We start from the raw sequence: 10722 nt of genomic DNA, 5'->3' as shown, positions 1-10722 counted from the left end.
ACAAAGGAGTCAGCATGCAGAAGCCGCCCCCCCCGGCCGATGACCACCGCGAGCGCCAGACTGGCGTCAACACCTTGCGTGTCGCCTTCCGGCCGCTCAACCTCTGGAACACCCTGCCGCGCCGCCAGACACCGGTCGCCCCGAACGAGACGGAGGCCTGGAAGGACACGGAAATCGACGTTCGCAGGACTGTGCTGTGACCGCCCACGAAACACACCACGCTTGCGGTGCGGGCTCCATCGCAGCGCCCATCGAAACACCGGTCAGCGAAGCGGATCGCCGCCCTTCGCGCGCCAACAGCATCAGCCACTGGTCCTTCGACCGGCTCGCGGGTCAGATCAATGCCTGTGACGATCGCGGCAACCTCATCATGGCCATTGCGGCCGACCCGATGTTCGGGCGCCGCCTGGCTGCCGCGTTCGACACACCGCCCACTCAGCCCCAGAGCCCCCCGCACGCCACCAGCGCGCTAGCAGCACAAGTCACCGCATCGCGCCCACCAGCGCCGTCGTCACCCTACGCGGCGCACCAGCCCTGGAACGACGTTCGGGTGGCCGCCTAAATCACGACACGTGCCCCGCCGGCTCCGATAACGATGCTGGCGGGACGGCTGCGCGTTGAGCGCGGCTCAACGGGCCGCCCACGCGACATGGCGACTACAAAGCGCCAAAGAAAAATCCCCTATGAGAACTAGTCTTCATAGGGGATTTCGTATTACTTGGGGTGGCTGATGGGAGACCATTGGCCACCCAAGAGTTCCAGTAATTTCAAGGACTTAGCAGCGTTGTCACACCGGCCTGTGTGACAACAAGTGTAGCAGCCGGCGAGGCCTGAAGCAGGCTCGCGCCCGCGGGATTTCATCGAAGACGCCGGCCCTTGGCCGTCGGCGCGACGCGCTCAATGCAGTCGTCCAACAAGTGCGCCCATCCCTCCGCGGAGCCCTTGCGCTCTGCACCCGGGGTTCGTCGGACCTCCGAGTAGCCCGTCCAGTACGCCGCCAACTCGCGCTCGGCGGCCAGGACTTCGGGTTCGGCAAGGAAGGCTTGGCAAGCCTTGCGCAGCCCGGACAGGATGCAGTAGCGCGGCCAGGCCAGCTCGGCGAAGGTCTCCATGTCCGGCTGCACGTGCCGGTACCGTACGACTGGGTACACGAAGGAGCGCTTCGTCGACGACTCGCCCACCCCTCAAGTCGTTCAACTCGATGCCGATAGCAACGACGAGGCGAGGTAGTTGCGCCCGGTGTGTGCATGGGCTCTCCCTCTTGACATCACCAGGCCTGCACGTCGCTGAACAACACGACGGAGCAGACATTGAAATTCACCTACCGCGCAACGCTCGTCGACCGGGAGACCGGCCGCCTGCGGAACACGACCGAGACCATCGAGACCGACACTTGGCTGGCGCGCATCGCCGACCCGGCGCGACCGCTCTACGGCAACGCGCTGGAAATCTTTGAGCGCAACCTGGCTCCCTATGCGCGGGATGAAGAGGTCGAGAACTTCTTCAGCATGTACCTCAACACCTACTTCGAGTGGAAGAAGTTCAACATCGTCCTGACCTTCGAGTACGCGATGTACATGTGGGCCGAATACAAAGCTGGGCGGATATCTAGCAAGGTCTGGGCTGCGGTGCTGTCGGTCGCGTGGCAATCGGGCGCGCGCGGCATGATGGCCTGCGTGGTCCTCACGACAGCGCAGGTTCGGGAGATGTTCCAGGCGGCAGACCGGCATACCCTGCTGCGTCTCTCGTCCAGCAATGACGAGGACATGAACGCGCTGTACGACAGCCTCCCTGAGACCTTCACGGTCTATCGTGGCGTGTCGACTGGCATCGAGCACTTCGAGGACGGCTTCTCCTGGACGCGGGACATGACAGAGCCCATGCGCTTCGCCACGCTGAATTGCCAATCCAAGAAGGAGATTCCGGGTTTCCTCACGGCGACCATTCGCAAAGCGGCTGTATTGGGCCTGTTTGCCTTTGAGGGCGAGGTGGTCGTCGACCCTGCCGTCCCCAAATTGGATGTGCGCAGGGAGTTCCTGCGAGGCAATGAACTCCGCAAGTTCCACAAGCAGTTCGACGTACAGGCGAACACGCAAGACCTGCTTCAGAACTGGGCGCTCCGCTGACCGGACGGGCTTGCTGAGGACATCGCCCGTGCTTCGACACAAAGACACCATCCGCTTGACAGCCAAGGAGCGCGACGCCTTTGCAGCTCTCTCTGCAGACGGTAAACCCGCGCCGACCACCGTCGGGGACCACAATGCCCGACTTCAGGAGGCCGCCCGCGCATGGGCTGAGGGGGACTCCCCCGAGGAACGGCTTGCGGCGCTGCTTGCGCAGGACATGCTGCTCGCTCCCGACCCGGTGGACGAGTCGGACGAGCAGGTGCAGCCTGGCGCAGACACATCCGCCAAGCAGGACCACCGCTGAGCAGAGCGGTGGCCTTATGTGGTGGTCAGCCCGTCGCGCGCTTAACCGCGTCTGCTGTACGGAACGGCGCTGACGGTTGGAACGGCTATCCGCGGCTCTTCTTGCCCTTGCCGAGCTTCGCCTTTGCCGCCGATAGCCGGACGCGGGGGAGCGTTGCACGCACGGCGTCCCGCGCCGCCTCAACGCTCTCGACCATCATCTGCAGTGACTCGCGAAGGGCACCCAAGCGCTCAAGCACGGCTTGGCGTTCTTCAGTGGGTGGCACCATCCGCTCGATGAGCCCACCCGGTAGCCGGCGCCCGGTGTAGCGCTCGGCGCGCCCCAGCGACTCGGCCGCCACGTGCAGGTCAGGCACTTGATTCAGCATCCACGCCAGGTGGTCGACACATGGTGCGTCGGGCGTGAGCTCGACCTCGACTTCACGGTCTGCGCCGATTCGAGTCACCGGGTTCTGTGCCAGCAGCATGCTCAGCGAGTCGTTGTCCTTCCAGGAGATGGTCCAGGGCGCCAGCAGCGCTCGCACGAGCATTGCATCCTGCATGCATTCCGTTCTGGCTTTCAGGTGTCGCGGTGCCGCTGCTTGAGCCGCCGCCGAAACTGCCGGCCATTTCGCCAGGTTGGTCCGCACGACCCCCGGTGCATCGCCCACCGTGAGGTCCCAGACCTCCTGATAGCCCTCATACCGACCACCGAAGTGCGCTGCCGCGACGATGAGTGCAGACGTTCGCCTGGTCAACTCCTTGGCCGTGCATTGACAGGGTCCGACCAGCGTCACGCGACGGTCCGGCAGCGTCTCGGTGAGCTGCTCGTCCTCCTGCACTATCAGTGACAGGTCTTCCAGAGGGACTGTCCTCTGTAGCTTGGCGGCCGCTTGTGCATCTGGAAGATGGACCTCGTGCCGGAGGGTCCTCATCGGACTGCCGCCGATGGACTCGAATCGGCTCTCCTCCATAGTCTCGTTCATCGTCGCCCACTGCTCAAGGGCCGGCCAAGCGGCTTCCGACGTGGTGGCTTCGAAGAGCCCCAAGTCGTGAAGGATGCGGATGCTCGTAGGGTAAGCGGCTCCCGTGGTGCGGGGCAGCACGCAGCTCTGTTGGTGAGTGGCGTGGTGAATGTCGTTCATGGCGTTGTTCTCTCGTCGGTCCGGTGGCACGCGACTGCGCGGGCCGTCATGGACCAGTCAACTGGAATCCCAGCACAACGGGCCTTTGCGTATTCGGCGGTAGGCTCGTGTGACTCGAGGTGACGCCCGCCCCCAAGAGGAAGGCTAGGGTCGGTGTCGTGACGCTGGGATGGGAATGCGTTCTCGCGACCGACAGTCGGTGCTGCCGGTGGTCACGCTTGGGGGTTGCCCCACCAAGGCCGGGCGCCTCGGTCGTTTGCTCGCCCGCAGTACTCTCCGGGGCTTGCCCGTCTCAGCCGCAGAATCGGGCTGAGACGGTGTGCATTTATTGTGGCGGCAGCCGTCACTGGTGGCAATCAAAGCCCACCTGAACTGGGTCAACCGACCAACGTAGCAGCAGTGTTGGTCAGTGGTCAGTTTGCCTCCCGTAGCCACTCGGGCACCCTGGACACCTTGGGCGCCGGCAGGCGACTGTTCGCATCAGCGAGTACCTGCAATGCCCGCACAACGACGTCATCCGCCGTCTTGCGGGCCGATTGCCAGTGCTGGTCATCTGGATTGCCGGGTGACACTAGGTCTTCGCGCTCCACGCGTCCGGCCAGGAGCTCGATGCTCAAGGTGCTGCAGGACAGATAGGTGGCGCAGGCTCGGTAGAACTCAGGGGATTGCCGTGCGACGTCGCGGCTGCCCTGCACCAGCAAGCGCAACTGACCGTAGCGCAGGCCGATGAGCTGGCACATCTGGTCGAGGTTGTCGTCGCGCTGGATGGAGCGGGCGACCAACGCCATCACGAGCACGGGGCAATGCCGAACACTGGCCAGGGCCATTGCCGCCGTCCGGCGTTCCGCGCGCTGCGCGTCGGCTTGGTCTAGGGCCCTCTGGGACATGGCCTTGACGGCGACCAGATTCATGCCTGGGAGCAGGTCGATGGTGAAACTGCGCTTGTTGGCGCTCCAGCGGATGGCGTTGGCTCGGGGGTTCGAGGTTTCGCTCTTCATGGTGATGTTCCTTCTGGCCGTGTGGCCTGGGGCAGCCAGTTCGAGGACTGGCTGCGATGTAGTCGGCTGGACTCCAGGACGCTGCGCTGCAGGCCGGCCGCGGACAGCGGCCGGAGGCAGGTCGGGGCGAGGAGCCCAGGAGGTTTGTGGGAGGCGGTGCGCCTCGATGGATGCAGGTGAATTCGCCTGCCGAGGCCTTTCGGCGCCTCGAGACCATTTCCTGCGGGGCCATGCCCGCCGCTCGTGTTGACCGTACGAGAGAACGGTTACAGCAGAGCCTCCGGGTCCGGTGCGAGCGGGGATGCCGGCGGATGTGCTGCGTGCAGATTGTGAAAGAACCGGGACGCATGGCGCCGCGCGAGCGACCTCGAAGGTCACTGCGTCCGGTACTTCCACATGGGGGGAAGGCAGCTTTCGCTGCGGTGCTCAACAGAGCGCTGGGCCTGGAGCTACGAGCGATGCTCGCTTGGTGCCTGACTGAGACTCAGGCATCAACTTGTCGTTGCGACGGTAGCCAATGTATCCGCGTTCAGGCCCGCGACGCAAGCGGGAGGGCGCGCCAAACGCGACTGAATGTGCAGAAATCGAGAGGGCTCAAAAGAATTTCATCGGGGCGGACTGAAGAGTCTTCAGTTCGTGCCGAAGCAGCTGATATGGACAATTTCGTGCCGGCGCCGTTTCGACCCCAATGGCTATTCCCTGTCTGGTGGCACAGCGGTTGGACTTGCCCGGTCGAGTTTGCGATGGACAAGTGAGACCAGGGTCAAGATGTCCAAGGCGTCCTGCTCGTTCATGGGCCACTCCGTCTTCGGACTGTGCGCGAGTGGGTTGCGCACCGTGCCAAACACGCCGACCAGCAAGTTGACGAAGCCGCGCTGTTCGCCTCGTTCTGTCTCAGTGGCCAGGCTGTTGATGGCCAGAAGGGGTTGGGCGTCCTTGCTCGCGCCGAATGCACGCTGAATCAAATCAGCACCATCGCCGTCGAGTCCCGACAGCGTTCGAATCTTGGACGCGATGCTCTTCGTTGCCTCGAAGACAGCGTGGAAATAGTTCTGGTCGAGCAACTCTGCCCGACAGTACAGCAGCACGTCCGAATGAACACCCCGCGCGACAAGCGCCGCCGACAACCGATTTGCCCGGGCGACAGCCTCGTCCACCGTACGGGCGGCCGCCACCCGGATGAGCTTTCCGTCATCACGCAACTCGTAGCCAGCGAGGACGAGCACAGCGTTGAGTGCCTGCCGTCTGCGCCGGAAGTCCTCGGGGCGGTTGGTGTATCGAATCGGGTCCATGGCGCGCGTCACCACCATCAACAGGTGGTTGCCCACGCGCTTGTCGTTCTGTATCGAGGCAATTGCGTTGTGGAGCCGCTTCCACTTGGTATTGGCGGCGTCCACATCGGGAATGCCTGCGTCGCCGAGGATGAAGGCAATCTCCGACCCTGTCAGACCATCGTTCGTATCGGCCAGTACGCGCGAGACGGCCTCAATCTGCTGCGAAGAGAACGGCTCGATGACGCTCAATCTCGGGCCTCCTTCCCTCGAAGCTCATGCTGCCGGTGGTGTGCAAGGTACCGTCGGTGCTCCTTGCGGAGATTGCCGACTGCCCAATCGGTCCGGACGCTCAATCGTGCAGCGGCATCCGATGGCAGCCCCTCGGATATCAGAACCATGCCTTCGTCCGAAAAGGATATCCATCCACCGTCGAACAAGGCATCTACATGGGGAGCCAGCAGCAGCCCGTTGAACACGTCCAGCCGCTCGTTGTCGCTCTCGCAGGCCGCCCAGGGTTTGATGTGCGAGGCCCGCAGCAGCTCTGGCAGGGCGAGCCCGGTCACGCAGCATCGGCCTTGCCAGTAATCCAACAGAGCCGCCCGGAACAAGTTCTGGCCCACGCGCTGGACCACGACGCGCTCTGCCTCGGTGGACCGGGGCATGCCGGCAGTTTCACGCCGGAAGGCATCGGCCACCCGGTTCGGCAGCGTCCTGGCATGCGCGGCGGCCGTACGCAGGACGTCATATAGCGCGCCGAAGCCGTCCACCCTCGCGATGTCGGCGCCGTCGACCGAATCGAGCAGGCCCGCACTGGATGCACTGACCGTCAGGGTCGACGACCCGGTCGGCTGCACGAGTAGCGTCTCCGGAAACCGCGCCGAGCGCAGTTCCAGGCCGCCGTCATGCTCGAGCGGCGTCATTTCGAATCCGCAGTCGGCGGCAGCCTTCTCGATGCGCAGACGGTCGAGCGGTGTCATACCGGCGTTCCAGCCAGCTTCTGGTAGCCATGGCGAATCACGCTGGCGATGAGCGGGCGCCTGGCCGCCAGGAACTGGTCGTAGCTCATCGTCCACCACTGGTCTGGCAGCGCGTGCCACTGCATCATCGTCGCCAGCGTGGCCTGGTCGAATCGCTCTGCGTACTTGCCCCAGTAGTTTGCGGGCGGTGCGTCAGAGATGGCGATGTTGTCGTCCCACTCCACCAGCGCGTAGTTGGCAATCTGGTTGATGTCGCGGACGCTCTCGATGCCCTGCTTCTTCAGGTACTGCTTCGGGAACAGGTGATGCCGCTCCAGCGCCTTCCTCTGGCCTTGTGCCGGCGGGTCCAGCAGGTCCACCACAGGGCTCTGTGAGAAAAGGGCCTGGGCACCCAGCAGCGTCTGCGCCGCGTAGAAGCCGAACAGCGCCGGGCTGCGGCCCGCCGACGTCGCTAGGTCCATCGGCAGCGTCTTGGTCCAGTAGTCGTCCGTCAGCGTCCCGGACTCCACGGTCGCCAGCCTCGCGAGGAACTGGTCGGCAGTCTTCAGCTCCCGCAGCTCGGCCAGGTCTTGCTCCATGCGTGATTCTGGCGAGGACGTGAACCGGCCAGTCAACAGCGACATGAACAGCCAGCGCGCGATGGCGTTGCGCAGCTTGAACCCTTCGACGTCGTACTCGGTGCGGCCCAGCAGGTACAGCTGGTAGGCGAACACCAAGGCGTTCACCGAACTGATGGTCTTGGCACTGCGGTAGCCTGCGGCGCGCACCACGTTCAGGAAGTCCGCCCAGTAGGTCAGGTTCAGCACGCGCCCCTGGGCATCGCGCAGCTTGTCGAACTGGCTGTTGCGCTGCGCAAGGCTGACCTCGCCGCTGGCCAGGTCCTTGCCGCGCAGCAGCGAGTAAACGTGCTCCAGCCTGGCCCGCCGGAAGGCCACGCCGACGTCGACGCGCAGCAGATGGTCGGGGTCGGGCTGGAAAATCTGATTGAAGGGGCTCGCCTGACCGGCCGGCGCCGGCTGGCGCGCCGCACGGCAGAACTTCTCCAGCTCAGTACGGCCGTCGTCCCAGAAGACCGACATCAGCGTCAGGATGAAGTCGGACTGGTTGAGCTTCTTGCCCTCGCTGTTGATGCGCACGAAGACATCGGCCACCTGCTCTTCGGTGCACTGCTGTGACAGCTCCAGCGCGATGAACGGGAAGTTCGTCAATCGGCAAGTTGACGCCTTGAGCCAAGGTCGACGTGCAAATCACCAGCTTGATGAGCTCGCACTGCATCGCATGCTCAATGGACAGGCGCAGTCCTTGGGGCGTTGTCCCGTGGTGGACGAACACACCGAGCTCAGCAGCCTTGGCGACCATCGAGTTTTCGCCGAAGTGCTGCGCGGCCAGACGTCTTAGGCGTTGAATCTCGTTGGCGTCTGAAGCTACTGCAGGCACAGGCAAGTTGAAACCGCGCTCGTACACATCCACTGCGCGCGCTGCCAAGCCGCTGGCGGTGTCCTTCCGACCACAAAATATGGCTACTGCACCATTTGGGGCCAACCGAATCCCGAGGTAGAGCGACACGTCCTTCCATGCATCGTCACCTTTCGCCGGGAAGACGCGTGGATTTCGCTCTCTTCCCCGAAGCTGCAGTTCCTGGGACTCGATGCTCCGCGGAACGAAGTAGTCCGGCCGAACGTAGCTGCCATTCTCGAAAAACAAGAGCTGCCCGAGCCGCTCGCTCCATGTCGCGAACGCAACCGACCGGGCTGTGGACAACAGGCCCGTACCGTCGACGACGTTCGGTTCGGTGCCAATGAGCCACGTGCCGACCGCGTTGGCGTTCTTGATGACTGCTGAGATGAGCACGGTCTGCGCTGATGGACTTAGCAGCGCCTTGATTTCCGTCAGCAGCAGTTCATAGGTGATGCCACGTGGTCCGGTGTCGAACTGATGCCCCTCGTCGTAGACCACCATTCCGATGTGCGGAACCAAGGTCGGTTCCTGCCTGAGCACATACAGCAGCTTTTCCGGCGTCAACACCATCAGGTGGCGGGTTGCTGGGGTTGCCTGCCCGAACAACTCTGCCAACTGGTCGACAAAGTCCAGTTGCAGAGCGTCAGAAAGCTCGTTGACCTTGACGTCTTCGTCCTTGAACGCGTGGCGAAGCGAGGTGGCAATCTCATGACACAGAGCGCGAAACGGGGCGACGAGCACAGCGACACGTGACCGGTCAGCCAGGAACGCACTGCGGAGAATGATTTCGACCGAGCGCGTCTTGCCCGCGCTTGTTGGCATCTGAACTACACCCGACTTCCCAGCAAAGAGGCCGGCCTTGCCAAGCAGCTTCTGAGATGGCCAGAGTTCCTTGGGGAAGCCTGGGCGCCGTATCGCGTCCGCCCAGGCGGCACCACCCAACCCGCTGAACCCGGGTAAGAGTGTCCAAGCTGACCCAGCCAAGCGCAGCTTGACCACCGCCGATGCGACCTCTGCGAGAACGACGGCCCGTGAGGTACCGCTGGCGTAGGTTTGACGACGAAGTTCCCGCAGCAGCCCAACGATTGGCTCGATTGGAGCGCCATCGTTGAAGTGACCAATCATGTGAAAAGACAACTCGTAGAGCAGCCCAATCATCCAGTGCGCGGCCAGGTTGGGCGGTCCGCGCCAGTCGGCCTGCAATGCCCAGACCAACAACTGCTCAAGGGCATCAGCCTCGTCCGCCTGAAGTCGACGGGCGAGCACGAGGCTGCTCCCCGGGCGCTGGCCCAAGAAGTAGCTGGCGGATGCAAGCAACGTGACCTCCCGCGAGACTTCTGTGTCGAACCGCGAGCCCAGGTAGGCATCGAAAAAACTCGCCGCAAAGTCGATGTCGTCTCGTAACTCGTCGGCCAAGCCACCCTGGACGTCGTCCGCATCATTGAGCGTTGCCGACGCATCCACTAGCGTGCCGATAGACAGGGGGAACAGGGCGGCAGGTTCAACACCATCTGGCACTGCGATGTGAGACTCTTCAGGCAGCCCAAGCTCGTACATCTTCCCCTTGGACCGAGTGATGCCGAAGTACCGGCGGCTGTTGAACTCAGGCTTCATCAGCCGCTCGCTGGTACAAAGCGTGGGCCAGCGTCATCAGGTCTTTGCCCTTGACGGTAATCAGCCTCAAATTGCCTGCGTTGTTGTGCCCGGCGATTTTGGTTCCCTTGATGCCGTCGGCATCGAACGCCGAGTCGGAAAGAATTGCTGCCGCTCCTGAAAGAAAACGAAAGGGTCGGTCGGCGACGTTCTGAAATCGCTCCACGACCTGCATGGACGCAAAGTCTCCCGCGATGTGCATACGGCGCTTCATCGCAGCCAGTGTCTCGCCGGCGCGCAGGTAGTCTTTTCCCGAGTCGTCGACCGCGTCCTGGAGACGGCTCTTGTACTTACCGTCGCCGAGCTGAGCCTTTGCTTCAAAAGTCAACATCTCGTCAGTCGCTTTCGGGTGTCCAGCATCGGGACACTTGAAGCCGACGATGTCGACGCCCTTGACCGATTCGTTGCGGCTTCCCTTTTCGCCGTACTTGCCGCGCGGCACCCAGTAGCCGAGGATGAACTCAACGTAGTCCGAAACCAGCAGCTCCGCAAAATCACCTGACCGAACACCAGGACCGGGTGCTACGGTCTTATCCGGGAAGACGAGGTCCAGCAAGTATTCGGCTCGCGACTTGCCAGTGCCCGAGCGAAGGATGTCGATGTCGCTATCAGGACAGTAGGTTTGGCGGAATCGGCTCGACCATTCGCTCAGACACGTCGCATCGTTGGGGACATTGAGCTCCCACATTTCACATGTGACGCCGCCACTCAGCAACAGTGATTCACCCTGTTTTAGATGATGAAGGTAAGCAGGTGAAGTCATCGACGTGGGCCTGACGAGCTTCGTAGATGCCATGCCTTCAATCCGG

12 protein-coding genes are annotated in these 10722 nt (G+C 63.1%); 4 read left to right on the top strand and 8 right to left on the bottom strand.

The features are described 5' to 3' along the window. Together ACG00X_RS21415 and ACG00X_RS21410 are read left to right on the top strand one after the other, a co-directional pair. A partial coding sequence (locus tag ACG00X_RS21415; protein ID WP_394491353.1) for a hypothetical protein occupies window positions 1–200 on the top strand: 200 nt, incomplete at its 5' end. Next, the gene (locus tag ACG00X_RS21410; protein WP_394491351.1) at window positions 197–562 is read left to right on the top strand and encodes a hypothetical protein; all 366 of its coding nucleotides are present in this window, start codon (window positions 197–199) and stop codon (window positions 560–562) included. The genes ACG00X_RS21415 and ACG00X_RS21410, both read left to right, overlap by 4 nt. A 295-nt stretch (window positions 563–857) precedes the next feature. On the opposite strand, the gene ACG00X_RS21405 is transcribed toward ACG00X_RS21410, so the two are convergent. Continuing rightward, window positions 858–1112, bottom strand: a complete 255-nt coding sequence (locus ACG00X_RS21405) for a hypothetical protein (protein ID WP_394491349.1) — start codon at window positions 1110–1112, stop codon at window positions 858–860. Between the two features lie 198 nt (window positions 1113–1310). Between ACG00X_RS21405 and ACG00X_RS21400 the strand changes: the two genes are divergently transcribed. Next, the gene (locus tag ACG00X_RS21400; protein ID WP_394491347.1) at window positions 1311–2126 is read left to right on the top strand and encodes a hypothetical protein; all 816 of its coding nucleotides are present in this window, start codon (window positions 1311–1313) and stop codon (window positions 2124–2126) included. A 55-nt stretch (window positions 2127–2181) separates the two neighbouring features. Then, window positions 2182–2430 carry a hypothetical protein gene (locus tag ACG00X_RS21395; RefSeq protein ID WP_394491345.1) on the top strand — a complete coding sequence of 83 codons (249 nt, stop codon included), beginning with the start codon at window positions 2182–2184 and terminating at the stop codon, window positions 2428–2430. Between the two features lie 85 nt (window positions 2431–2515). Here the strand turns inward: ACG00X_RS21395 and ACG00X_RS21390 are convergent, their stop codons facing one another. From ACG00X_RS21390 to ACG00X_RS21360, 7 genes are all read right to left on the bottom strand, one after another. Continuing rightward, window positions 2516–3553 (bottom strand): hypothetical protein, encoded by a 1038-nt coding sequence (locus ACG00X_RS21390; RefSeq protein WP_394491343.1) that lies wholly within the window; start codon window positions 3551–3553, stop codon window positions 2516–2518. 413 nt (window positions 3554–3966) lie between these two features. Beyond that, the gene (locus tag ACG00X_RS21385; RefSeq protein ID WP_394491341.1) at window positions 3967–4551 is read right to left on the bottom strand and encodes a hypothetical protein; all 585 of its coding nucleotides are present in this window, start codon (window positions 4549–4551) and stop codon (window positions 3967–3969) included. Between the two features lie 692 nt (window positions 4552–5243). Next, entirely contained in the window at window positions 5244–6074 is an 831-nt protein-coding gene (locus ACG00X_RS21380; RefSeq protein WP_394491339.1) for a TIGR02391 family protein, read from the bottom strand. Next, window positions 6071–6802 (bottom strand): HNH endonuclease, encoded by a 732-nt coding sequence (locus tag ACG00X_RS21375; RefSeq protein ID WP_394491337.1) that lies wholly within the window; start codon window positions 6800–6802, stop codon window positions 6071–6073. Before ACG00X_RS21375 ends, ACG00X_RS21380 begins: the two co-directional genes overlap by 4 nt. Continuing rightward, window positions 6799–7953, bottom strand: coding sequence for a hypothetical protein (locus ACG00X_RS21370; protein WP_394491335.1), 1155 nt, complete (start codon window positions 7951–7953; stop codon window positions 6799–6801). Before ACG00X_RS21370 ends, ACG00X_RS21375 begins: the two co-directional genes overlap by 4 nt. Continuing rightward, entirely contained in the window at window positions 7850–9874 is a 2025-nt protein-coding gene (locus tag ACG00X_RS21365) for a DEAD/DEAH box helicase (protein WP_394491333.1), read from the bottom strand. The genes ACG00X_RS21370 and ACG00X_RS21365 overlap by 104 nt, the downstream gene beginning before the upstream one ends. Further along, window positions 9864–10709 (bottom strand): Hachiman antiphage defense system protein HamA, encoded by an 846-nt coding sequence (locus ACG00X_RS21360; protein ID WP_394491331.1) that lies wholly within the window; start codon window positions 10707–10709, stop codon window positions 9864–9866. The genes ACG00X_RS21365 and ACG00X_RS21360 overlap by 11 nt, the downstream gene beginning before the upstream one ends. Window positions 10710–10722: the final 13 nt, after the last annotated feature.

Origin of the sequence: Pelomonas nitida, from assembly GCF_043555975.1 — a bacterium.
GTDB lineage: Bacteria > Pseudomonadota > Gammaproteobacteria > Burkholderiales > Burkholderiaceae_C > Pelomonas > Pelomonas nitida.
Note: the sequence above shows the minus strand (reverse complement) of the source record. Positions and strands in the feature narration are given on the sequence as shown.

Excerpts from the sequence above, each read along its gene's own strand:
- ACG00X_RS21405 (WP_394491349.1), bottom strand. The coding sequence starts at position 1,112 with ATGGAGACCTTCGCCGAGCTGGCCTGGCCGCGCTACTGCATCCTGTCC.
- ACG00X_RS21390 (WP_394491343.1), bottom strand. The coding sequence starts at position 3,553 with ATGAACGACATTCACCACGCCACTCACCAACAGAGCTGCGTGCTGCCC.
- ACG00X_RS21385 (WP_394491341.1), bottom strand. The coding sequence starts at position 4,551 with ATGAAGAGCGAAACCTCGAACCCCCGAGCCAACGCCATCCGCTGGAGC.
- ACG00X_RS21375 (WP_394491337.1), bottom strand. The coding sequence starts at position 6,802 with ATGACACCGCTCGACCGTCTGCGCATCGAGAAGGCTGCCGCCGACTGC.
- ACG00X_RS21365 (WP_394491333.1), bottom strand. The coding sequence starts at position 9,874 with ATGAAGCCTGAGTTCAACAGCCGCCGGTACTTCGGCATCACTCGGTCC.
- ACG00X_RS21360 (WP_394491331.1), bottom strand. The coding sequence starts at position 10,709 with ATGGCATCTACGAAGCTCGTCAGGCCCACGTCGATGACTTCACCTGCT.